Origin of the sequence: Parabacteroides caeci, assembly GCF_023656795.1 — a bacterium.
In the GTDB taxonomy this organism is placed as follows: Bacteria; Bacteroidota; Bacteroidia; order Bacteroidales; family Tannerellaceae; genus Parabacteroides; species Parabacteroides segnis.
Map to the genome: position 1 here is coordinate 1 of NZ_JAMOKT010000039.1, position 24,122 is coordinate 24,122.

General features: G+C 41.8%; 16 protein-coding genes. 11 read left to right on the plus strand and 5 right to left on the minus strand.

Annotated elements, in window-relative coordinates:
• The first annotated feature begins 76 nt into the window (after window positions 1-76).
• The 7 genes from NBH15_RS18195 (at window position 77) to NBH15_RS18225 (ending at window position 11,427) form a co-directional block, all read left to right on the plus strand.
• Window positions 77-2,986: a SusC/RagA family TonB-linked outer membrane protein gene (locus NBH15_RS18195; RefSeq protein WP_284706477.1), complete on the plus strand. Its 2,910-nt coding sequence runs from the start codon at window positions 77-79 to the stop codon at window positions 2,984-2,986.
• A gap of 20 nt (window positions 2,987-3,006) precedes the next feature.
• Window positions 3,007-4,401, plus strand: a complete 1,395-nt coding sequence (locus tag NBH15_RS18200) for a RagB/SusD family nutrient uptake outer membrane protein (RefSeq protein ID WP_128134739.1) — start codon at window positions 3,007-3,009, stop codon at window positions 4,399-4,401.
• Between the two features lie 925 nt (window positions 4,402-5,326).
• A complete protein-coding gene (locus NBH15_RS18205) occupies window positions 5,327-6,490 on the plus strand; it encodes a site-specific integrase (protein ID WP_128134738.1) in 1,164 nt (387 codons plus the stop codon).
• A 225-nt stretch (window positions 6,491-6,715) separates the two neighbouring features.
• Window positions 6,716-7,987 (plus strand): replication-associated recombination protein A, encoded by a 1,272-nt coding sequence (locus tag NBH15_RS18210; protein ID WP_244051243.1) that lies wholly within the window; start codon window positions 6,716-6,718, stop codon window positions 7,985-7,987.
• A gap of 188 nt (window positions 7,988-8,175) precedes the next feature.
• Entirely contained in the window at window positions 8,176-9,243 is a 1,068-nt protein-coding gene (gene serC, locus NBH15_RS18215; RefSeq protein WP_128134737.1) for a 3-phosphoserine/phosphohydroxythreonine transaminase, read from the plus strand.
• A 2-nt stretch (window positions 9,244-9,245) separates the two neighbouring features.
• Complete coding sequence (locus tag NBH15_RS18220) at window positions 9,246-10,169, plus strand: NAD(P)-dependent oxidoreductase (RefSeq protein ID WP_128134736.1); 924 nt, start codon at window positions 9,246-9,248, stop codon at window positions 10,167-10,169.
• Between the two features lie 10 nt (window positions 10,170-10,179).
• Entirely contained in the window at window positions 10,180-11,427 is a 1,248-nt protein-coding gene (locus tag NBH15_RS18225; RefSeq protein WP_250823244.1) for a DUF1015 domain-containing protein, read from the plus strand.
• 104 nt (window positions 11,428-11,531) lie between these two features.
• On the opposite strand, the gene NBH15_RS18230 is transcribed toward NBH15_RS18225, so the two are convergent.
• Together NBH15_RS18230 and NBH15_RS18235 are read right to left on the minus strand one after the other, a co-directional pair.
• Window positions 11,532-12,083, minus strand: a complete 552-nt coding sequence (locus NBH15_RS18230) for a DUF4833 domain-containing protein (protein ID WP_128134734.1) — start codon at window positions 12,081-12,083, stop codon at window positions 11,532-11,534.
• Window positions 12,084-12,096: 13 nt separating this feature from the next.
• Window positions 12,097-12,567, minus strand: a complete 471-nt coding sequence (locus NBH15_RS18235) for a WbuC family cupin fold metalloprotein (protein ID WP_250823245.1) — start codon at window positions 12,565-12,567, stop codon at window positions 12,097-12,099.
• A 101-nt stretch (window positions 12,568-12,668) separates the two neighbouring features.
• Between NBH15_RS18235 and NBH15_RS18240 the strand changes: the two genes are divergently transcribed.
• Both NBH15_RS18240 and NBH15_RS18245 read left to right on the plus strand, forming a co-directional pair.
• Window positions 12,669-15,401 carry a hybrid sensor histidine kinase/response regulator transcription factor gene (locus NBH15_RS18240; RefSeq protein ID WP_250823246.1) on the plus strand — a complete coding sequence of 911 codons (2,733 nt, stop codon included), beginning with the start codon at window positions 12,669-12,671 and terminating at the stop codon, window positions 15,399-15,401.
• Window positions 15,402-15,572: 171 nt separating this feature from the next.
• A complete protein-coding gene (locus NBH15_RS18245) occupies window positions 15,573-16,451 on the plus strand; it encodes a carbohydrate kinase family protein (protein ID WP_250823247.1) in 879 nt (292 codons plus the stop codon).
• Window positions 16,452-16,661: 210 nt separating this feature from the next.
• Here NBH15_RS18245 and NBH15_RS18250 read toward each other — a convergent pair whose 3' ends face one another.
• Window positions 16,662-17,153, minus strand: a complete 492-nt coding sequence (locus NBH15_RS18250; RefSeq protein WP_007652658.1) for an SPOR domain-containing protein — start codon at window positions 17,151-17,153, stop codon at window positions 16,662-16,664.
• Window positions 17,154-17,238: 85 nt separating this feature from the next.
• Here NBH15_RS18250 and dpp5 point away from each other — a divergent pair, with 85 nt between their 5' ends.
• On the plus strand, window positions 17,239-19,344 hold the full coding sequence (gene dpp5, locus NBH15_RS18255; RefSeq protein WP_250823248.1) for a dipeptidyl-peptidase Dpp5: 2,106 nt from the start codon (window positions 17,239-17,241) through the stop codon (window positions 19,342-19,344).
• 289 nt (window positions 19,345-19,633) lie between these two features.
• A complete protein-coding gene (locus tag NBH15_RS18260) occupies window positions 19,634-20,188 on the plus strand; it encodes an RNA polymerase sigma-70 factor (protein WP_128134479.1) in 555 nt (184 codons plus the stop codon).
• 34 nt (window positions 20,189-20,222) lie between these two features.
• On the opposite strand, the gene NBH15_RS18265 is transcribed toward NBH15_RS18260, so the two are convergent.
• Together NBH15_RS18265 and NBH15_RS18270 are read right to left on the minus strand one after the other, a co-directional pair.
• Window positions 20,223-21,413, minus strand: coding sequence for a S41 family peptidase (locus NBH15_RS18265; protein ID WP_250823249.1), 1,191 nt, complete (start codon window positions 21,411-21,413; stop codon window positions 20,223-20,225).
• Between the two features lie 20 nt (window positions 21,414-21,433).
• The gene (locus tag NBH15_RS18270; RefSeq protein WP_481354040.1) at window positions 21,434-24,079 is read right to left on the minus strand and encodes a BamA/OMP85 family outer membrane protein; all 2,646 of its coding nucleotides are present in this window, start codon (window positions 24,077-24,079) and stop codon (window positions 21,434-21,436) included.
• Between the last annotated feature and the right edge of the window lie 43 nt (window positions 24,080-24,122).

Consider the following 24,122-nt stretch of genomic DNA (forward strand, 5'->3'; position numbering starts at 1 on the left):
GATAAAAAGAGATTGAATAAGCTTATTATAGTAAAAATAACCGAATTGCCTAATATTTGTAAGTAGCTAACAATCAATGTGTTACAGCCGACTTAGTTCTGCAAAGACTCTGGTGATTTCGTACGTCGGTATGAAAAGCCAAGAGGTTGTAATTAAGCCAATATTAAAGATTGTATTGGAAAGTGATAACCAACAGCTTGATGAAGTGATGGTGGTCGCGTATGGTACTACGAAAAAGGCTTCTTTCACCGGATCTGCTTCTGTTGTCAAATCTGAGGAATTGTCAGCACAAAAAGAGTCTTTTGTAAAATCTTTACAAGGGAAAGTAGCAGGTATTCGTGTCGGAGGATCAACCGGTGATCCTGGTGCTGACCAAAGAATCCAAATCCGTGGTATCAGTTCGATCAGTGCATCCAGCCAGCCTCTGTATGTCATTGATGGAGTCGCCATTGTAAATGATGATGTCACCTCCGGGTTGAAATCTCAATCCGTATTATCATCCATCAATCCGGATGATATTGAAAACTTAACGGTACTGAAAGATGCCGCTGCTGCTTCTTTGTATGGGTCCCGTGCTGCCAACGGTGTAATAATCATTACAACTAAACAGGGTAAACAAGGTAAAACAAAAATTACCTACAATATGGAAACCGGCTGGACCAATATGGCAGTAAAAAATCAATACAACCTGATGAATGCAGCCGAATTAAAAGAATACTATTGGGAAGGCATCAAGAACTATGCAATATTCAGAGGCGGCATGAACGAAGCAGACGCTAATGCCTTTTCTAACGAAAATACGCCTGATTTCTTTTGGAATTATGATTCCGATATTAATACAGATTGGAAAAAAGAAGTATATAGAAACGGTATGATCACAGACCACCAAGTCGCTATTAGCGGTGGTAATGAGAAAACAAAATTCTACACTGGTTTCGGATACAATAAGACGAAAGGTATCGTTGCCGGCAGTGATTTTGAACGTTATAGTGGACGTATCAATATTGACCACCAGGCTTTCGATTGGCTACGCATAAACGCTCGTCAAATGTTATCATTTACAAATACCAATGGTTTTCGCGACCAAAATGATCAGGAGCAAGGAATGGGGACAAGCTCTCCTCTTTCTATCCTGTATTCTATGGACCCAACAGCTGTAAACAAATTGGAAGACGGTTCATATAATCCGAATGCAGGTTTGAAATCAAATATTTCAAATCCCAACCTGATGTTAGGTGAATCAACCGGTCCTAACGCAGAAACGGTTACTTCTGAAATGTTACGAAGTATGACAAATTTTGAAGCGGAAGTTTCTCTTCCTTATGGAATCTCTGCCAAGACTATCTTTGGTTATGACTATATTGATAATAAGGAACGTGAATTTTGGGCGCCGAGTAGTGTAAATGGGGCTTCTTTGAATGGTTTAGGATACCGAACAGACTATACGAATAAGACAATGACATCCTCTACCACTTTAAATTACAATGGCAACTTCGACAAACACAACATCCGTGCATTGGTTGGTTACGAAATTGAAGACCGTAGTCTGTTGCTGACAGTGGCTTCAGCCAAATCATATTCGACAGACAAACTTCCGGAATTGGCAAACGGACAACCTTATAACGTATCAAGTTCGACATACGGTTCGTCTATCATGTCTGTACTTGCCAATGTAAATTATGATTTCGACAACAAATATTATCTGTCTGGAAGTTTCCGTCGTGACGGTTCTTCTCGCTTAGGAAAGAATAACCGCTGGGCTAACTTTTGGTCTGTTTCTGGTGCATGGCGAATTAGTGGAGAAGACTTTTTGTCTGACAATCCTCTATTCAGTGATTTGAAACTACGTGCCTCTTTTGGTACAAATGGTAACTTACCCAGCGACTATTACGCCAATTTGGCTACTTACTCTTTTGGTGGCGGTTATGGTGATGCCAGTGCTATTTATTGGGGTAGTGCAGGTAACTCTAATCTGGGTTGGGAAAAATCCAAAAACTTCAATATCGGTATTGACTGGAACTTATATAATCGTGTCAATGTGTCTCTTGAATATTATGACAAGACAACAACCGATTTGCTCTTTAGAGTACCGACTTCATATATTACCGGCTTCAGTACTAACTGGCAAAATCTTGGTAAAATCAAAAATAACGGTATAGAACTTACAATCGGCTCTACCAATATTCAGACAAAAGATTTTACTTGGACTACCGATTTCAACGTAACTAAACAAAATAATAAAATAAAGTCGCTGCCTGAAGGTAATGACATCATGTATGGTGATGGTAACATGTATCTGCTCCGCGAAGGAGAATCTATGCACACATTCTATCTGCCACAGTGGTTAGGGGTTAATCCGGAAACTGGTTTAGGAGAATTCTACATTGATCCTTCATTAAACAGCCGTGATGCGGTCGTAGACGGTCAGGTTGTAAAAGATGGCAATGTAACGAACTATTACACAAAAGCCGGAAATACGATTGTAGGGAAAGCTATTCCGGACTGGATTGGTGGTATGACAAATACGTTCGTCTATAAGAATTTTGATTTATCTTTTATGATTTCATTCCAAACCGGTGCAAGCTTGTTTGATTATCCGGCTTATTTCTTGTCACAGAGTGATGGTATGCGTATCGGAAACTTCAGTGTGTCAAAAGAGGTTGCAGGAAACTATTGGAAAGCTCCTGGTGATGTGGTAGACAACCCGAGACCGATATATAACAACCCATATCGGTCAGACCGTTTCTCTTCGCGTACAATTAAATCAACAAACAATATTCGTATGCGTGATATCACATTCGGTTATAAGGTTCCTGTTTCCAAGAAATACATCAATAACCTACGTGTATTCTTTAAAGCCAACAATCCATTCTTGATTTATTGTGCGAGCGATTATATTGACCCGGATGTAGATGTGAATGGTTATCGGCAAGTCGATACACCGCCGACAAGATCATTTATGTTTGGCTTGAACTTTGAATTATAATTAAAAAGAAAGAAATGTATATGAAAAAGATATTATTAATAGGTGCTTTCATCAGTAGTATATTTACATCTTGCAGCGACTTCTTGGAGAAAAACCCATCAACATCTCTACCTGTTGAAGAGGCAATTACTTCATTAGATGATTTTGGCAATGCTGTAAATGGAATTTATTATTTGATGTCGGAAGACCGTATGACATACAGTGCCGATTTTGCGATCTATGCCGATTTGAGAGGTTCGGATTTTAAAGCATTAAGTAATAACAATCAAGCCGGTCCGTTATCTCGTTACACGATTACTCAAAAAGATGATATTCCTGATTGGGCTTATTATTATTTTTACAAAGCAATCGCTAATGTAAATAAGGCTTTAGCTGCTGCCGATGTTTTAGTCGTGGCAGAAGAAGATGAGGCTACATTCAATGATTATAAAGGTCAGTTGTATGCTTGGCGCGCATTACTTCATTTTGATCTGGCTCGTATGTTTTGCCAGATTCCGACAATATCCGATGATATTAATGCAGGTAATACGGGGCTTGTGTTGTCTCTTGAAGTGTATGAACCTGGATATGTTGCTCCACGTACAACATTGAAAGAAACATACGACCAGATTTTGAAAGATTTTGATACGGCTATTCCTTTGTTGACAAAAGAAGCAAACAACGGGCATATCAACTATTGGGCTGCGCTGGCTCTTCGTGCTCGTGCAAATCTTTATTATGGAAACAACGAAGCGGCATTGAAAGATGCAAATGAGGTTATCGCTTGTAAAGAATACTCTCTTTATACAATTGATAATTATTTGAAATCATGGGGATTGACTTACACTACCGAATCATTGTTTGAAATGACTATCACTACCAACTATAATGCACAGCGTAATGCTGTTGGTTATTATTGTTCTTCTGATGGTTATGGAGAATGCGCCTTTGAAGAATCCAGCGATTTGTATAAATATTTGATTGCAAATCCTAAAGATATTCGTTCTGGTTTGATCGATAATCAAGAAGAGGGTGCAAACCCTGGAGTATATCCAGCCAAATATCCGGGACGTGACAACAATATTTATGTAAACAATCCCAAGATCATACGTTTATCCGAGGTTTACCTGATTGCAGCAGAGGCGGCATTGAAAACCAACGGGGATGCAGTTTCGTATGTAAATACATTGCGTAAAAATCGTATTTCAGATTATGTAGAAGTAAAAAGTGTAACATTGGATGATATATTGTTCGAGCGTCGTATTGAATTAATGGCAGAAAATAGTATGTCATTCGATTATTGGAGAAATAAAAAGTCTGTCGTCAATCCATATGTCGGAGAAATCAAATACAATGATTATCGTACAATATTACCGATTCCGCAAGCAGAGATAGACTTAGCTCCTTCTATTTTGATTCAGAATCCGCAATATTAATCCGATAAAGGATTCTCTTTGGGTATTATGAATATGATAGAATATACAGAATCGGTTTTTTGATGATTGAATGGTAAAAATGAACCATAAGTAAATAAAATTACTGGTAACAAATTATAAAAGGCTGTGTCGTAATTATGTTTTACGGTACAGCCTTTCTTTTTACATTCATCTCTCTCAATCTGTCTGGGGTAAAGGATGCAATAGGTAGCATTATAGTGTCACCCACCTTCACATAGTAGAGTTAATGGTACTGACACTACTACGCCAGCAAGATGACATAGTAGTACTGGCATGATAGCGCAACTAAGTCAGGGAAAAAGCCGTACGTATTTTTGGAAAAAAAAACATACGCTTATCTTCCAACGGATAGGCAGGGAATGGCGAACGGATGTCTACCCGTTTCTCATTTCCTGCTTATTCATACAAATTTATGTTTTATGAATTTAGGTGTCATTCTTCATCTTTTGACTCTTACTCTTTGATTATCTTTGTATAGAGGAGTGGCGCTTCCTCTTTTTCTTCAATGCTTCACTCACGGCTGTCAACTTGGCTAAAACTGTTTTCTTTAATGGGGATATTGGTAAACGCTACACTTTTTATTTTTTCTTTCAATCATCAAAAAAATAGATTCTTTGTGTTTCACTTTCTGAACAGATTGAGTAAAAAAGGCTTTTTTGTATCCATTTCGGAAAGCTTCTTCTTGTTTTTTGTTTTTTATGATTAGTAAGTCTCTTTTATCTTTGCAGACTCATAGTAGAAATGAGTTATTCGGATCAATTGTTTTTTAAGGCAAGTCAAGGTGGGGATTTTGTCTCTTCGGAACTCCGGTAAATAAGTAATAACAAATTTTTAATTTGTCTTGGACATAAGAAAGAACTAATTATTGTTCCTTCGTGTTTCATTCAGAAAATAAATATATATCATGGAAAAAGTAATTTATAACTTGGTATTTAACCGCAAGAAGCAGTTAAACTCAGAAGGTAAAGCTTTGGTTCAGGTAGAAGCGTACTTGAATAAGCAGAAAAAGTATTTTTCGACAAAGGTCTATGTCAAGCCTTTCCAGTGGGATGCAAAGAGAAAAGCAGTGAAGAACCATCCTAATATGGACTCTTTAAATCAGTATCTGGCTAATTTTATTGCAGAATTAGAACAGCTGGAATTGGAGATTGTACATACCGGTAAGGAATTTTCGTTGAATGATCTGAAAGAGAAACCTGAAGCAGGTCAGACTTCTTTTTCTCTGTTTATGAAAAATGAGATTACCCAAAGTAATCTGAAACCGTCAACGTTGAAGAATCATTTTTCGACGTTGCAGGTTCTCTCTTCATTTAAAACGGATGTGAGTTTTAATGATTTGAGTTTTAATTTCCTTTGCGATCTTGAGCATTATATGTTGGTAAATAAATATCACCGGAATACGATTGCCAAACATATGAAGCATTTGAAGCGTTACATCAATCTGGCGATCAATAAGGATCTGTTTGATTTGCATCGCTATCCTTTCCGTAAGTACAAGATCAAATATATGGAAAGTAAAAGAACTCATCTTACTCCGGAAGAGTTGGGGCAATTGGAGAGTTTGAACCTGAAAGGGCGCAGGACATTACAACGGACATTGGACATGTTCCTGTTCAGTTGCTATACCGGACTTCGTTTTTCGGATATAGTCAGTATCACGAGGGAGAACTTTCTCATTATTGATGATAAGGTTTGGTTAATCTATTCATCTATCAAAACGGATGTCAATGTTCGTTTGCCCTTGTTCTTATTGTTTGACGGAAAATCTCTTCCGATTTATGAACGTTATAAGAATAATCCGTGGACCTTGTTCGATATGCCGGCTTCTTCAAATTCGAATGTGAACAAACAACTCCGTCGGATTTGTAAAATGGCGAATATAGATAAGAAAGTATCTTTCCATACCGCCCGTCATACGAATGCTACGTTATTATTATATAATGGCGCGAATATAACAACTGTACAGAAGCTTTTAGGGCATAAAAGTGTACGTACGACGGAGATATACAGTAATATTATGGATATGACAGTAGTACGTGATCTTTCGAGTTTGTCAAATATTAAATGATATTGGATAAGGGCATTAGGGAACGTGAGGAGATTATGAGGAATTTTCTGAGTTCTCTAATGTTTTTATTGACAAAATGTTAGTCTGCTGGGAGTGCTACTCCGGTTTTGGCTCTTTATGACTTTCTTTTTGTTGTGGAATTCTGTTCTCAAACATTTATTTGTAAGTGAATTTTTCAGCTGGTTATACTTTGAAAAGTAAATAAAATATCCGACTTTTGTCTGCATGATGAATCAACCTTTAGCAGAGAGATTACGTCCGAAAACGTTGGATGATTATATCGGACAAAAACACCTTGTAGGGCAAGGAGCCGTGTTAAGGAAAATGATAGATGCAGGTCGTGTCCCTTCCTTTATTCTTTGGGGACCGCCGGGTGTTGGCAAAACAACATTGGCACAGATCATTTCCAATAAGCTGGAGGCTCCTTTCTATGCATTGAGTGCTATTAATTCGGGTGTGAAGGATGTGCGTGATGTGATTGAAAAAGCGAAAAGCAATCGCTTTTTTAATACCGTATCTCCTATATTGTTTATTGATGAAATACATCGTTTCAGCAAATCCCAGCAAGATTCCTTGCTGAATGCGGTGGAAACGGGTGTGGTGACGTTGATTGGAGCTACAACGGAAAACCCTTCTTTCGAAGTGATCCGTCCGCTCTTGTCCAGATGTCAGGTGTATGTACTGAAATCATTGGATAAAAATGATTTGCTTACATTATTAAATAAGGCGATTAAAGAGGATATCGTACTGAAGGATAAAGATATTGTCCTGAAAGAGACAGATGCCATGCTGCGTTATTCCGGCGGAGATGCCCGGAAGCTGCTCAACATATTGGAGCTGGTTATTTCGGCAGAAGAAACGGATGAGATCGAGATAACGGATCAAAAAGTCGTTGACCGGTTACAGGAAAATCCGGCAGCTTATGATAAAGGCGGAGAGATGCATTATGATATTATTTCAGCTTTTATCAAATCGATCAGGGGGAGCGATCCGGATGGAGCTATTTATTGGCTGGCCCGTATGGTGGCAGGAGGGGAGGACCCTGAATTTATTGCCCGCAGGTTGGTTATCTCTGCTTCGGAAGATGTAGGATTGGCTAATCCGAATGCGTTATTGCTGGCGAATGCCTGTTTTGATGCCTTGAAAAAGATCGGTTGGCCGGAAGGACGGATTATATTGGCGGAAACTACGGTTTATCTGGCTTGTAGCCCTAAAAGTAATTCGGCTTATATGGCGATAAATGACGCATTGGCATTGGTTGAACGTACGGGTAACCTCCCGGTTCCGCTTCATTTGCGGAATGCTCCGACGACTTTGATGAAGGAGTTGGATTATGGGAAGGAATATAAATACGCACATGATTATAAAAACAACTTTGTTGAACAGGTATATTTGCCTAAGGAAGTACAGGATCAGCACTTTTGGAAAGGGCAAAATAATCCGGCTGAGCAAAAACTGGTCGAACATATGAGGAAATTATGGGGAGACCGGTTTTGATTATTGACAATTAATAATTGAAAATTGATGATTAACTGGAATAAAGTTGTCGGATGAGTGGAAAAAGTGGCTTTTTGCTAATAATTTTCACTATTCAGTTTTCAAATTTCAATTAAATTCGTACATTAGCCGCCTGTTTTCGAAAAATACGTTACTTAAATAATATATAACATTAAAAAGAAATTGATATGAAGAAGCACAATTTTTCTGCAGGACCTTCTATTCTGAGCGAATACACGATTAAGAATGCAGCAGCAGCTGTTGAAAATTTCGCAGGTACAGGGTTATCAATTCTTGAAGTATCTCATAGAGGTAAAGAATTTGTTGCAGTAAACGACGAGGCCAGAGCTTTGATCAAAGAGTTACTGGATGTGCCGGCTGGTTACGAGGTTGTATTTCTGGGTGGTGGTGCCAGCATGCAGTTTTGTATGGTTCCTTTCAACTTGTTGAACAAAAAAGCTTCTTATCTGGATACGGGGACATGGGCCTCTAATGCGATCAAGGAAGCTAAATTATTCGGAGATGTTGATGTTGTAGCATCTTCAAAAGAGGCGAACTATACTTATATTCCGAAAGATTATACAGTTGCAGAAGATTCAGACTATTTCCATTTTACATCTAATAATACGATCTATGGTACGGAAATGCGTTATGATCCCGATCTGAATGTACGTCTGGTATCCGATATGTCTTCTGATATTTTCTCCCGTCCGATCGATATCTCTAAATATGATGTAATTTATGCCGGTGCACAGAAAAATCTGGCTCCTGCTGGTGTAACATTGGCTATTGTCCGTACAGATGCTTTAGGACATGTAGACCGTGCTATTCCTACAATGCTGAATTACAATACACATATAAAGAAGGACTCTATGTTCAACACGCCTCCTGTGTTCCCGATCTTTGCCGCTTTGCAGACATTGAAATGGTATAAGGAGTTAGGTGGTGTTGCTGTTATTGAAAAGATGAATCTTGAAAAAGCAGCTATCCTGTATGATGAAATCGACCGTAACAAATTGTTCAAAGGTACTGCTGCCGTAGAAGACCGTTCTATCATGAACGTTTGCTTCGTAATGAACGATGAATATAAGGAGTTGGAAGACGAATTCAATAAATTTGCTTCTGCTGCCGGTATGGTAGGTATCAAAGGGCACCGTTCAGTGGGCGGATTCCGTGCTTCTCTTTATAATGCAATGCCGAAGAGCAGTGTGGAAGCGTTGGTTGCTACAATGAAAGAATTTGAAAAACAGCATTGATCATGACAAAAGTATTAGTTGCTACCGATAAACCTTTCGCTGCGATAGCAGTGAAAGGTATCCGTGAAGTTGTTGAAGGTGCAGGTTATGAACTGGCTCTTCTGGAAAAATATACGGACAAAGCTCAATTGCTGGATGCTGTGAAAGATGCCAATGCGGTGATTATCCGTAGTGATATCATTGATGCTCCGGTGTTGGATGCTGCCAAAGAATTAAAGATTGTGGTTCGTGCCGGTGCCGGTTATGACAATGTGGATCTGGTTGCTGCCACTGCCCACAATGTGTGTGTAATGAATACGCCGGGACAGAATTCCAATGCGGTTGCCGAACTTGTTTTCGGTATGTTGGTATATGCTGTCAGAAACTTCTATAACGGAACTTCCGGAACAGAATTGATGGGCAAGAAGCTGGGTATCCTGGCTTATGGTAATGTGGGACGTAATGTAGCCCGTATTGCAAAAGGTTTCGATATGGATGTATATGCTTATGATGCATTCTGTCCGGCAGAAGTGATTGAAAAAGATGGTGTAAAAGCGGTTGCTTCCACTGCCGACCTGTTCAAGGCTTGCCAGATCGTATCTCTTCATATCCCGGCTACAGCCGAAACAAAAGGTTCTATCAATTTTGAATTGATGAACTCTATGCCTAAAGGCGCTATCGTAGTAAACACAGCCCGTAAGGAGGTGATCGACGAAGCCGGTTTGGCAAAGATGCTGGAAGAACGTCCTGACTTTAAATATATCACGGATATCAAACCGGCTATCGATGCAGACCTGGCTGCCAAATATCCGGACCGCTATTTCGGTACACCGAAAAAGATGGGTGCCCAGACTGCTGAGGCCAACATCAATGCCGGTATTGCTGCTGCAAAACAAATCGTTGATTTCTTGCAGAACGGTAACGAAAAGTTTAGAGTCAATAAATAAATCTACTACCATGGCAAAAATTAAACCTTTTAAAGGCATTCGTCCGCCGAAAGATTTAATAAAGGAAGTTGCTTCGCGTCCTTATGATGTGTTGAACTCGGAAGAAGCACGCGAAGAAGCGAAAGGAAATGAAAAATCATTATATCATATAATCAAGCCGGAAATTGATTTTCCGGTAGGAACAGACGAGCATGATCCAGCTGTCTATGAAAAAGCAGCGGAGAATTTCCGGAAATTTCAGGATAACGGCTGGTTGGTTCAGGATCAGAAAGAACAATATTACGTATATGCCCAAACGATAAACGGACGTACACAATATGGGTTGGTAGTTTGTGCCTATGTGGATGATTATCTGAAGGGGAATATTAAGAAACATGAGTTGACTCGTCGTGATAAGGAAGAAGACCGCATGAAACATGTGCGTGTCAACAATGCTAATATCGAACCGGTTTTCTTTGCTTACCCTGACAATGCCGAGTTGGATGCTATCGTAAAGAAATATACGGCAAACGCTCCTGAATATGATTTTGTAGCCGAACTGGATGGTTTCGGTCATACGTTCTGGATCATCAATGATGATAATGATATTACTCGTATTACTGAACTGTTTGAAGCTATGCCTTCTTTGTATATAGCTGACGGACACCACCGTTCTGCGGCAGCAGCTTTGGTGGGGGCGGAAAAAGCCAAACAAAATCCGAATCACCGCGGAGATGAAGAATACAACTATTTCATGGCTGTATGCTTCCCGGCAAATCAGTTGACTATTATCGATTATAACCGTGTGGTGAAGGATTTGAACGGACTTACCGAAGAGGAATTTCTGGCAAAGCTGGCTGCAAACTTTCTTGTAGAAGATAAAGGAACGGAGATATACAAACCAACTGGTCTGCATAACTTCTCTCTTTACTTGGGAAACAAATGGTATTCATTGACAGCTAAACCGGGTACCTATAATGATAATGATCCGATTGGAGTCCTGGATGTTACAATTTCTTCAAACCTGATTCTGGATGAAGTGTTGGGAATCAAAGACCTGCGTTCGGATAAACGTATAGATTTTGTCGGAGGTATCCGTGGTTTGGGTGAGTTGAAACGCCGTGTCGACAGCGGAGAAATGAAAGTGGCCCTGGCCTTGTATCCGGTTACTATGAAGCAATTGATGGATATTGCCGATACCGGAAATATCATGCCGCCTAAGACAACCTGGTTCGAACCGAAATTGCGTTCGGGACTGGTTATTCACAAGTTGGTATAAGGAACTTTGTAAATAAAGTAAAAGGGGTTGCGTCAAAATTCATTGTCCTGTCATCCCGGACTTGATCCGCCATGACGAAACAGGATTTTGACACAGTCCCTTTTTTATTTCTTTACTCTTTCGGTCACTTTTGTCCCTGTATCTGTAGCCACTCCCTGCAACTCGACATATTCTACACTTAGAGGATTGCCGGACTTCGCTTTGACATATAGTGACTCAAGTATCGCCGGATGGTTTTCGATTGTTGTCAGGCATACATATTTGGAGTCTTTTTTGCAAATAGTCAGCTTTTTATCCGGATATGCGCTCAAAGTAACTTCGCTGGAATCATTCCCTTCCGAAACCAGTTTATAGCCGTATGCCATTTTTCGTTGGAAGTAGCTTAAACTGTTTGTTTCCCCCGGTCGTTCTTCCCGGTTTACCCAATAGACATTGAGGGGCGTTTTGGTATTCAATTTGCCGTTTTCCAGATTAACATCATAGCAGACCAGATTTTTATTGACACTCCGGGCGATATGGAAAAGCCTTTCTGTTGTCGGATAAGTATTTTCTTCCGGTGAATTGATGTGTGAGGAAGCTATGAAAGTACAGAGCAGAAAGGCTGTCAATGCAACCAATCGCTTTCCGGTTTGTCTGATTATACGGGAATTTTTCATTTTATAGCGGATTTTATTCGATTTGCGAGGATAGATAAATCAGATATTCTTTGATACCTTTTTCGTCATCCGGTTCCGGACTCCACGGAGCCATATTCTCAGGATGTAAAGGCGCGAAAGGCCCTGGCTTCACTTCATAAATAACTGTTCCCGATTCCAATACGAGCAGGCTATGCCAGATACCGGGTTTGATTTCTGCGCCATACGATCCGGCAAGCGGGTCGAGCAGAAGTTTTTCTGTGATATTTCCGTCATTATCAAAGATAAATAGCATGGCTTTCCCACGGAGCAGCAGGAAAATTTCGTCTTTATCCGGATTCAGATGACGGTGAGGGCGGATATAAGTATTCGGCTCCATGGCATTCAGCAGACGGTTTACAGGATCGTCCAGTTGTTCATGGAAGTTGTAATTCATGCGCAGACGAGGTGACTGTTTGGCACGTTCGCTGGTCTCGTCGAGTAGTTGTTTATTTATTATTTTCATGTTATGCAACAATTATTTGAGGGACGAATGTACAAAATAAATTTTGTCTGTTATGCCGATAATCCGTACTTTTGTACGAAACCCTGAAAATCGGCTGCTTCATGAAACCCATTATATACCGCTTTTGTCTGTTGATATGTATCTTGTCTCTAACAATATCCTGTAAACAGGAAGGAGAAAAGAAATTTGTTGTGGGCGTTTCCCATAGTTCTATCAATGATAGCTGGCGGAAGGCGATGATGCTGGATATGCAGGTAAAAGCTTCTGAGTATCCCGGACTGACTCTGCAAATAAAAGATGCCGGTGAAGACAATGACACTCAGATCAAACAGATACGTGAGTTTATCAAACAACGGGTAGACCTTGTCATTATATCTGCCAACGAATCGGAGCCTGTCACAACCGCAGCCGTAGAGGCTTTCCGGGCGGGGATTCCTACTATTATAATAGACCGGAAGATTTATTCGGAAGAATATACGACTTTTATCGGTGCGGACAATTATGAGATTGGCCGTGCAGCCGGATTGTTTATCAATTCATTGTTGAAGAAAGAGAAGACAACGATTGTCGAAGTGTGGGGGCGCGAAGGTTCTTCTTCTGCCCGCGACAGACATAACGGTTTTAGTGATGCCCTTATTCATAATGATAATGTGATTCTGAAAACTGTTTACGGGCGTTGGCATTCGAAAGAAACAAAAGAGAATATAGCTGCACTCGGCCTGTTTGATGATATTGATATCGTGTATGCACATAACGATGTGATGGCTTTGGCTGCGCGGGAAGCTATTATGGAAATAGATCCGCTGGCAGTAAAAAGGATAAAGTTTATCGGCATAGATGCTTTGCCGGGGAAAGGAAAAGGAATTGAAGCGGTAAGTAACGGCTATCTGACTGCCTCTTTCGTATATCCGACCGGAGGGACTACCGCGATAAAGGTTGCCTGGCAGATACTGAACGGGCAGCCTGTTTCCAAACAATATGCACTGACATCGGCCCTGATCGACAAGGAGAATGCCGGTACATTATATTTGCAGACTGAACAGTTGGCTGATTATCAAGAACAGATCGAGAAACAGCGGAATAATCTGGAAGAGATGCTTTCAGAATACCGTTTTTTACAAAATTCAGTCGGTTTGATCCTGTTGTTGCTGGGAGTAGTGGGCCTACTGGCTCTTTATGTAATACACATCTTCCGCAAGGTACAGCGTAAGAACCATGAGTTGAAGCGAACCAATATACAAGTGGAACAACAACGCGAAGAACTGGCTATTGCCAACCGGAAGATCGAACAGGCTACTACCCGCAAGCTCCAGTTCTTCACGAATGTGTCCCATGAGATCAAAACACCGCTGACACTGATACTCGGGCCATTGAATAAGCTATCGAAAGAGTTGCCTCCCGATTCTCCGCTTGCCGACGACATACATATCATAAAGAAGAATGCCGACCGCCTGAAACGTGTTGTCAGCCAGCTGCTCGACTTCCGTAAGGTAGAAAGTAACAAGATGGATATGCGGGTGACGGAAATAGATCTGATTACCTTTATCGAAGATGTCAGTTCCTATTTCGATAATATGGCACAGAGCAAACAGATACAATACTCGTTTCAACATGATGTCTCTTCCGTAATGTTGTGGGTGGATACGGATAAGATGGAAAAGATACTGGCCAATCTGTTGTCGAATGCCTTTAAATTTACACCCGACGGAGGAACCGTCACAATTCGTTTGCAGGATCATGCGGGATATGTTATCCTTTCGGTAGAAGATAATGGGAAAGGAATCCAACCGCAGAACCTGTCTTCCGTTTTCGATCAGTTTTTTACCGCCGACCATCTTACCGGGACGGGAATCGGCCTGCACCTGACTCATGAGTTTGTCGGTATGCATAAAGGAAGTATCCGTGTGGAAAGTGAACCGGGGAAACGTACCGTCTTTTTTGTCGAGTTGCCCAAAGGAAAATCTCACTTTGATGAATCCTGTGTGTTTGCGCCTTCCGTGACAGAATTGTCGAGCGGCGTGGCTAATCTGGATACCCGTGAAATGGATGAGATTGTAAACCGTACCTACGATTATACGATCCTGATTGTTGAAGACGATCCGGATATTAATGCGTATCTGCAAAAAGAACTGAAACCGAATTTCCGTATCCTGGCGGCAGAGAATGGTCGGGTGGCAGTGGATATACTGGCAAAAGAAAATGTGTCGCTGGTAATCAGTGACGTGATGATGCCCGAAATGAATGGCTATGAATTGTGTAAGCGGATTAAATCGGATATTGTTTTCAGCCATATACCGGTTATATTGCTCACCGCCCTTTCCGATGATAAACAGCGGATGTATGGTATTGCCAGCGGTGCCGATGAGTTTATCCAGAAACCGTTTAATATTGAAGAAGTAAAACTCCGTATCGTCCGTCTGCTGGAAGAACGTGCCCGGCTGAGGAATGCATTTGCCCAGGAACTTCAATCGCCTGCCGCTTCCGGATTGAAAACGGATAAGGCGGAAAGTATGGACGAATTGTTTATGCGCAAGTTCATGGCATTGATTGAGGAATCTTATCCGGATTCAAACTTCAGTATCGAAAAAGCGAGTGAAATGCTAGGCCTGTCGCGTGTGCATCTCTACCGGAAAGTAAAAGAACTGACAGGAGTGACGCCTACCGATTTCCTCCGTAACTACCGTTTGAAGCAAGCCGCTGCCTTGTTGCGTCAGAAAGACTGTAATGTCAATGAGGCCGCTTATGCAACCGGTTTCAGTTCCCCTCCTTATTTCTCCAAATGCTTTAAGGCGGTGTATAATATTACACCAACCGAATATCAGGAGAAAGGATAACACTCGTTACATTTATGTAACGACAATATAAGCCTGTTGAAAATAAACCTTTTATGTAACGAATGTTATCCTTTTTGTAGCATCCGTTATCGTCTGCTTCTGTTTCGTTCCTTAGTTTTGCATCATCAACATAAGGAACAAAAATCTCGTATTACAAAGAATTACTACATCATGGAACAGATGAAGCAACAAAATAAAAAACCGGTAGTGGTCGGTATTGGCGAACTTCTTTGGGATTTGCTTCCCACGGGTAAGACGGCAGGCGGCGCACCGATTAATTTTGTTTACCATGCTTCCCGTTTGGGAGCGGAAGGGTATGCTATCAGTGCCATTGGTGATGATGATAACGGAAGGGATATATTGAGCGAACTGAATAAGTACAAAATTCAGTATTTAATAGAAAAGTTGCCATATCCTACAGGAACGGTACATGTGGATATAGAGGATGACGGTATTCCCCATTATACAATAACGGAACGTGTAGCCTGGGATCATATGTCGCCTACCTCCGATGCAGTAGACCTGGCAGAACGTGCGGATGCTATCTGCTTCGGTGCTTTGGGACAGCGTTGTCAACAATCCCGTGAAACGATTCAGGCTATTCTTTCGTTTGCTCCCGATTCGGCGTACCGGTTGTTTGATATTAACCTGCGGCAACATTATTATAATAAGGTATTGATTGAAGAATCTCTGTACCTAGCGAACGTACTGAAAATGAATGATGATGAAATGTCGGAGCTGAAAAACCTGTTCGGTTTGAAAGGAACCGAAGAAGAGGTGGCTAATTGGTTTATGGAGAACTATAACCTGCGAATGGTTGTTCTGACGGCGGGTGCTGATTACAGTACGGTTTACACCCCCGACGAAGTCTCTACCTTAGCTACTCCAAAAGTGGATGTAGCGGATACGGTAGGAGCAGGAGATGCTTTTTCGGCAGCCTTGGTGATGTCGTTATTGAAAGGGCAGACATTGAGAGAAGCCCACGAATGTGCTGTAAAAATATCGGCTTTTGTTTGTTCCCATAAGGGAGCATGGCCGGCTTACGAATAAGAAATAGAAGAAACTCATATATGTATAGGTTAATTGTTTAAGGCAAAAAGATGGTTAGTTTTAGGTTTTTAATTTAGGTTGATTAAAAGGTCCGGCATTGCCGGGCCTTTTTGTGTGTTAAGGAGAAAACATAAAAAGGGATTATCCCGAAGGATATCCCTTTTCATGTATCGATAATAATGTTTGCCTGTTTTACTAACAGACGTCTTATTAGTATTGTCTTTCCAACAACCAGGCATCCTGGAAATCAGGTGCATATTTAGCTTTGATAGCATCGCGACTGTCGGCAGCATCAGCTTTATCATCGAAGCTGGCAACGATTACACGCAACATGCCTTGTTCGTTTTCACCTAATACAGCGTTGTAGCCTGCATTCTGCATACGTTCTTTCAAAGAGTAAGCATTTGTCTTGTTCTTGAAGCTACCGATAACCACACTGTAACGTTTCAGACGGCTGGCGTCTTCGCCTTGTGCAGCGCTGATTCTTTCCGAGCGAGTCGTTGCTGTAGAAGTTCTGGGTTTGGAAACCGGGGCAACCTCTTCAACAATCTCTTCTTCTTGTTCTACTACCTCAACAGGAGCTGTAGACTCTTTTTCTTTGGCTTGTTCGTAAGCAGCCTTATAAGCACTCTGTTTAGGTTTACATGAGCCGAATGCTAATACCATACTTATAGCGGCTCCAAATAACCAAATCTTATTCATACTGTTCAGTTCTTAAATTACTTGTGCAAAGATATAAATTATATTTACTAATTTCGCACACAGAATATAATATATTATAATGTACATGAATAAATCTATTGCAACAATGGTTATGGCAACATCCGTATTACTAGGTGCTTGTAATCAGGAAGCTAAGAAAGCAGAAGACACAAAGCCAGTTATCGGACGTTCGGAAATCAAGATTGCCGACGGTCGGATGACGCCCGAGGCGCTTTGGGCCATGGGACGTATCGGCGGCATGAATGTTTCGCCCGACGGACAGAAAGTAGTTTACACGGTAGCTTATTACAGTGTACCTCTCAACAGCAGCAACCGTGAAGTGTTCGTCATGAACGCCGATGGTACTGATAACAAACAGATTACCCACACTTCCTTTTCTGAAAATGAAGCAACCTGGATTAAAGGGGGCACAAAGATTGCTTTCCTTTCCGGCGAAAGCGGAAGCAGCCAGCTTTGGGAAATGAATCCGGACGGAACCGGACGGAAGCAGTTGTCCGATTATGACGGCGATATCGAAGGCTTCGCTTTCTCTCCGGATGAAAAGAAGGTTTTGTTTATTTCGCAGGTAAAGACGGTTCCGAGCACAAAAGACAAGTATCCGGATTTGGACAAAGCCAGCGGTATCATTGTGACGGATTTGATGTATAAGCATTGGGATGAATGGGTAACGACAGCTCCCCATCCGTTTATTGCTGATTTTGACGGAAATAAGGTCGGCAGTCCGATTGATGTGTTGGAAGGTGAACCGTACGAATCACCGATGAAACCTTTCGGTGGTATCGAGCAGCTGGCCTGGAATACGACCTCCGATAAGATTGCATACACTTCCCGTAAGAAGACCGGTAAGGAATATGCTCTTTCCACTAATTCGGATATTTATGTATATGACCTGAATACCAAGCAGACCGTAAATATCAGCGAAGGTATTATGGGATACGATACCAATCCGCAGTATTCGCCTGACGGTAAATATATTGCCTGGCAGAGTATGGAACGCGACGGGTATGAATCGGATCAGAACCGCCTGATGGTTATGAATCTGGAGACGGGCGAAAAGACATTTGTCAGCAAGGACTTCGATTCAAATGTAGACGGTTTTTGTTGGAGTGCCGATGCCCGTACGCTTTACTTTACGGGAGTATGGCATGGTGAATCGCAGGTATATAAGATAGAACTGGACAACGGCAATAAACTGACTCAGCTTACTTCCGGTACGTATGATTATGATTCAGTGAACTTGCTGGGAGAAAACAAGTTGATTGTTAAGCGCCACTCTATGAGTATGGGCGATGAAATCTATTCTATCGACCTGGCCGATAATAATAAGGTAGCTCAGCTGACTACTGAAAACAAGCAGATTTACGACCAGCTGACCATGGGTAAGGTAGAAGGACGCTGGATGAAGACAACCGATGGTAAGCAAATGTTGACCTGGGTAATCTATCCGCCTAATTTCGATCCGAACAAGAAATATCCGACTTTGCTGTTCTGCGAAGGTGGCCCACAAAGTCCGGTCAGCCAGTTCTGGTCTTATCGTTGGAACTTCCAGATTATGGCGGCTAACGATTATATCATTGTCGCTCCGAACCGTCGCGGTCTTCCGGGCTTCGGCATGGAATGGAACGAACAAATCAGCGGTGATTACGGTGGTCAGTGTATGAAAGACTATTTCACGGCTATTGATGAAATGGCGAAAGAACCGTATGTGGATAACGATCGTTTGGGTTGTGTCGGAGCCAGCTTCGGAGGTTTCTCCGTTTACTGGTTAGCCGGTCATCATGACAAACGTTTCAAAGCATTCATTGCCCATGACGGTATCTTCAATATGGAAATGCAATATCTGGAAACGGAAGAAATGTGGTTTGCCAACTGGGATATGGGCGGCGCTTACTGGGAAAAGAATAATCCGGTGGCACAACGCACATTTGCCAACTCTCCGCATTTATTCGTAGACAAATGGGATACGCCAATCTTGTGTATCCACGGAGAAAAAGACTATCGTATCCTTGCCGGTCAGGGAATGGCGGCCTTCAATGCAGCCGTGCTACGCGGTGTTCCTGCTGAATTGTTAATCTATCCGGATGAAAACCACTGGGTATTGAAACCGCAGAACGGTGTACTCTGGCAGCGCACATTCTTTGAATGGCTGGATCGGTGGGTGAAGAAATAACAGCCTGCTTGTGCTGGAAGAGTGGCTTGCCTGTGTTGAATTGGCGACACAGGCAAGCCAGCTCGCCAGCCTTATAGTGCTAAACGGATAAGCATCGGCATTTAAACGAGTAACTACTCATTTGCATACCGATGCTTATTCGTTACCGGCTACTGCAACGATGCCCCTAGTTCCCATAAAACATTTTAATTTTGTATATAAATAGCTATTTACATTAAGATTTCAAAAAGATATTTTCTATCCCGCAAATAATTACTTCTTTTGTCTCCCGATACTAAGAAGTTGATTCATGGCAGGTAGCAGTATTGACATAAAAACGATTGAAGGCTTATGGAATGGAGATCATAAGGCTTTTGAAACGGTATTTCTTACCTATTATAATAAGACGAAAGCTTTTATCTACGGATATGTAAAATCGGAATCCGACGCCGAGGAATTGGCTGAAGACTTATTTGTAAACCTCTGGATCAACCGGCAAGCTATCAACACCGCCAAATCTTTCGACGCCTATTTATATACGATTGCCCGCAATGCCGCTATAAACTACCTCAACCATAAATACATCCATCTGGCTTATACGAATAATTTCCAACCGGATGAAGCCGGTTCTACATCAGAAGAAGATCTTATCGCAAAAGAACTGGGCTTGTTAATCGATGATCTCGTAAACAAAATGCCGGAACAGCGTAAGCAGATTTACATACTCAGCCGCAACGAAGGACTCAGTAACGGCGAAATAGCCGAACGGCTGCATACGAGCAAAAGAAACGTTGAAAGTCAGCTAAGCCTCGCCCTGAAAGAGATTCGTAAAGCTATATTCGCCTTCATCCTTGCTCTGTTATAGTTTTCCCCGGTTACGCCGCGCTCCGTCTGCATCGTTATATGAACAACAAACTGTCGTTTAATCGGTCGATCAGGTTGTTTAATCTTTCATCCGGTTTGTTTCCTTTTATCTCTGTGTCGGGAATTGTTTTATCTTCTGTATGCAGACTACCGTTAGGATTTAATCCTGCCAATGCCGGGTAACGCACGAGTATACCACTAGCCGGCAACCGTATCACTACCGGATCGCTTCCGATACCGCCACCGGCAGTTGTCTGGCCGGCAACAGTAGCCCAGGAGGTGCTTTGGGCAAAACAAGCAAATTCATCTGCCGCAGAAAAGACGCCTGAATCTGTCAGGATGATTATTTCCCCTTTAAAAGGGATAGGTAAATACGGATAGATGATGGTTGTTTCCTTCGTTACCTTAAATGTTTGTTCTGAAAGTTCCAAAGGTGGTGATATAAATTGTGAAGATACATCTATGGTGACATCACTGTTCAGATAGCGTGAAAAGAATAAACTGTTGTGCCTTCCCTTTTTGATCGCGAAGTAACGCTGGAAGCAGGCGGGTGCATATATCAGCCGTTTCACGATCCCTTCCATCCAGTAAGAGCTGCTCCCTCCTTTATTACCTTGTATATCTATGATGAGATAGTTGTAGTTGCTAATCCTATAAAGAAATTCATTTATTCGCTGAAAATCATCCTCCCGGCTTTCCGGATCGAATGACGATATGTGTAAGATCCCTATCTTACGTGAAGGAATGATCGAATCTTTATACTGTGAATTGTTCTTTGAAACGGTTTCTTTTGTATTACCTTTCTTTAATAATTTACTCCAATACCCCATCTCTTTGTCCGATTGGTTCAATGTATTTACCCAGGGTATATATCCCGGATTTATTAAGCAAGCTTCTCCGTATTTTGTGCGGTAGTGGCTCCAGTACACAGTAGGGGAGAGATCGACTTCTTTGTCATGCAGGCTTTTTACGATGGAGTCGAGCAGCAATATATATTCTTTATTATTCTTTGTGTTGCACACTTTCTTCAGAAAAGAATCCTTTTGAGATAACCACGACTTTCCGTATACACGTTCATACAGGCTGAAATAGGGATAATTGCTTTTTAGTGTTTCTACCAGAAAGAGAAAGTCCTTCTCTTTTTCTGTTGACGTTAATTCTCTGACTTCCTGAGATAGTCCTATTTGCGCGATACATGCAAATAGCCATATGAATATACTTTTCATTCTTCTTTTTCTTATTATTATTAAAATTCCTGTCCGATAATAAAGTGAGGATGCCAGCCTCCTCTTTTTCCATTTACCTTATCAAATCCGTAAGCCATATCGATACCCATCAAACCGATCATCGGCAGGAAGATACGTGCACCTACACCCACAGAACGTTTCAGATCGAACGGATTAAAACTCTTCAAATCCTTCCAGGCGTTACCGGCTTCTGCAAATACCAATCCGTAGATGGTAGAAGACGGTTCCAGCAGGAACGGATAGCGCAACTCCATTGCCAAACGAGAGTAGGCATACCCGTATGAACTGTAACCGGCATTACCGGCAATACTTCCGTTTTCATACCCTCTCAAACCAATCGTTTCGGTAGCATAGGTGCTGGAGTATCCGCTCATGCCGTCGCCACCCATGTAGAAGGTTTCAAACGGTGAACGTTTATGGCTGTTGTATGATCCCAGGAATCCGTATTCAACACGCGTCATTAATACCGGCGTACGCTTCACCGCTACCGGAGCCAATGGAGAGAATAGCTTTGCTTTGAATTTCCATTTATGATACTCGATAAACTTAAACTTATTCGGGTCGCTATCACTCATGCTGGTATAATCCTTTCCATCCCACAAAGAATAAGGGGGAGTTGCGCTTACCGACACTGAAAATTGCGAACCATGACGAGTGTACAACGGGTTGTCGATCGAGTTGCGCTGCAACATCAATTCCAGATTGACATTATGGCTGGTACCGTTCTGCACGAGAAAGTAGGCCCAGTCGTGCATAATATACATCTGATAATTCAATGTTGCCATGAACTGAAAGTAGTCGTCCGGCCAGTTTAGTCGTTTACCGTAACCGACAGCAACACCAAGCATCATGATCGACTTATCCGGGTCGTAGGCCAGTTCGTAGTTGTTGTAGTTATTGCCATAGCCGTACATATTACCGTAGCCGCTGCCATAACCGGGATAATAACTACCGTAATTCGACAGATTGTTATTATAATAGCTACTACTGATAGCTGTTTGTTTGGAAAAGTAGGCACTTACAGAAAGCGTATTCGGTCGTCTTCCACCAAACCACGGATCCATAAATGAAATACTGTATGCCTGATAATAACGTCCATTGGTCTGGCCACTCAATGTCAATGTCTGTCCTTCCCCCTGCGGGATGATACCTTTATATGTCTTCGGGTTCAGAAAGTTCTTCATGGAGAAGTTGGTAAACTTCAGACTTAGCTTACCGATCACCCCTGTCTGTCCCCAGCCGGCTGAGAACTCGATCTGGTCGTTTGCCTTGGAAGTCAGGTTATACTGTATATCTACCGTTCCGTTCTCCGGATCGGGCAGCGGTTTGGGATCCATATTCTCCGGGTCGAAGTGTCCCATCTGTGCAATTTCACGGACTGAACGCATCAGATCTTCACGACTGAACAACGTGCCCGGCTTGGTACGCAGCTCACGACGCACGATATCTTCATACAAACGGTCGTTACCATTAATGATTACACGGTTGATAGTCGCCTGCGGGCCTTCCTGAATACGAACTTCCAGCGAGATAGAGTCGTTATCCACATCCACTTCCACCGGGTCGGCACTGAAGAAGATGTAACCGTTGTTGTAATAAATGTTAGACACGGCGTCTTCGTCCAACGACAAACGCTCGTTGAGTTTCTTTTGGTTGTAAACTTCCCCCGGCTTCATACTCAGTATCGCTTCCAGATAATCGGAATCATATTGTGTATTACCTACAAAACGAATATCTTTCAGGTAATATTTGTTGCCTTCTTCCAGTTTCAGAAAGATATCTACTAGCTTCTCATTATAATTAACAACACTGTCTGAGAGTAAGACGGCATCACGATAACCCTGTTCGTTATATTTGGCGATGATGTTCTGTTTATCCTTCTCATATTCTTCGGAGGTAAACTTTTTCGTGCTGAAGGCTTCCAGTATGCTGCTTTTCCAGTCGTTCGGGAGGCTGAATTTCTCGTTTGTTTTCTTCATCGCCTTCTTCAGCACTCCGGTAGTCAGCGCTGTATTTCCTTTGAAGTAGATACGGTGAATCTTTGTCTTCTCGTTTTTATTGATATTGATATCGACAATCACTTCGCTTTCTTTCGACAGATCGTCGCGCTGAACGATATCCACATCTACGTTCTTAAAACCTTTGCCGTCGAAGAATTTCTGAATAACAATCTTTGCCCGATCCATCAGGTTAGGAGTTACCTGGAAGCCCTTCTTCAAGCCCAGCCTGGCTTCGAGGTCTTCCCGCTCTCCTTTCTTGATGCCATGATAATTTACTTCCGATATACGGGGACGTTGTTTCAACCGGATTTCCATCCAGACTTCGTCGCCTTCTAGCTTAGTTGCCAGTATCTTTACATCCGAAAACAATCCATGTTTCCAAAAACGCTTTACCGCTGTTGTAATTTCATCGCCAGGGATTGTCACCATGTCGCCAACCGACAGCCCGGAGAAGCCTATTAACACGAAATCATCATAATTCTTAATACCCGTCACCTTAATATCGGCAATCTTATACCGTTTGGGATGATTATAAGATATTTGTACTTTTGTTTTGGCTATTGAGTCATTTTGTGCACATACAGTTTCGTTAGAAAAAAGCATCAGCAAGAAGGTAATAGTGAATAATATCTTCATATCAAGCATTCATTTTAGTTTCGTTTCTTTTGTTATTGTCTATTAATATACA

Coding starts and splice junctions, on each gene's coding strand:
- NBH15_RS18195 (WP_284706477.1), top strand. CDS start 77: ATGTGTTACAGCCGACTTAGTTCTGCAAAGACTCTGGTGATTTCGTAC.
- NBH15_RS18200 (WP_128134739.1), top strand. CDS start 3,007: ATGAAAAAGATATTATTAATAGGTGCTTTCATCAGTAGTATATTTACA.
- NBH15_RS18205 (WP_128134738.1), top strand. CDS start 5,327: ATGGAAAAAGTAATTTATAACTTGGTATTTAACCGCAAGAAGCAGTTA.
- NBH15_RS18210 (WP_244051243.1), top strand. CDS start 6,716: ATGATGAATCAACCTTTAGCAGAGAGATTACGTCCGAAAACGTTGGAT.
- serC (WP_128134737.1), top strand. CDS start 8,176: ATGAAGAAGCACAATTTTTCTGCAGGACCTTCTATTCTGAGCGAATAC.
- NBH15_RS18220 (WP_128134736.1), top strand. CDS start 9,246: ATGACAAAAGTATTAGTTGCTACCGATAAACCTTTCGCTGCGATAGCA.
- NBH15_RS18225 (WP_250823244.1), top strand. CDS start 10,180: ATGGCAAAAATTAAACCTTTTAAAGGCATTCGTCCGCCGAAAGATTTA.
- NBH15_RS18230 (WP_128134734.1), bottom strand. CDS start 12,083: ATGAAAAATTCCCGTATAATCAGACAAACCGGAAAGCGATTGGTTGCA.
- NBH15_RS18235 (WP_250823245.1), bottom strand. CDS start 12,567: ATGAAAATAATAAATAAACAACTACTCGACGAGACCAGCGAACGTGCC.
- NBH15_RS18240 (WP_250823246.1), top strand. CDS start 12,669: ATGAAACCCATTATATACCGCTTTTGTCTGTTGATATGTATCTTGTCT.
- NBH15_RS18245 (WP_250823247.1), top strand. CDS start 15,573: ATGGAACAGATGAAGCAACAAAATAAAAAACCGGTAGTGGTCGGTATT.
- NBH15_RS18250 (WP_007652658.1), bottom strand. CDS start 17,153: ATGAATAAGATTTGGTTATTTGGAGCCGCTATAAGTATGGTATTAGCA.
- dpp5 (WP_250823248.1), top strand. CDS start 17,239: ATGAATAAATCTATTGCAACAATGGTTATGGCAACATCCGTATTACTA.
- NBH15_RS18260 (WP_128134479.1), top strand. CDS start 19,634: ATGGCAGGTAGCAGTATTGACATAAAAACGATTGAAGGCTTATGGAAT.
- NBH15_RS18265 (WP_250823249.1), bottom strand. CDS start 21,413: ATGAAAAGTATATTCATATGGCTATTTGCATGTATCGCGCAAATAGGA.
- NBH15_RS18270 (WP_481354040.1), bottom strand. CDS start 24,079: ATGCTTGATATGAAGATATTATTCACTATTACCTTCTTGCTGATGCTT.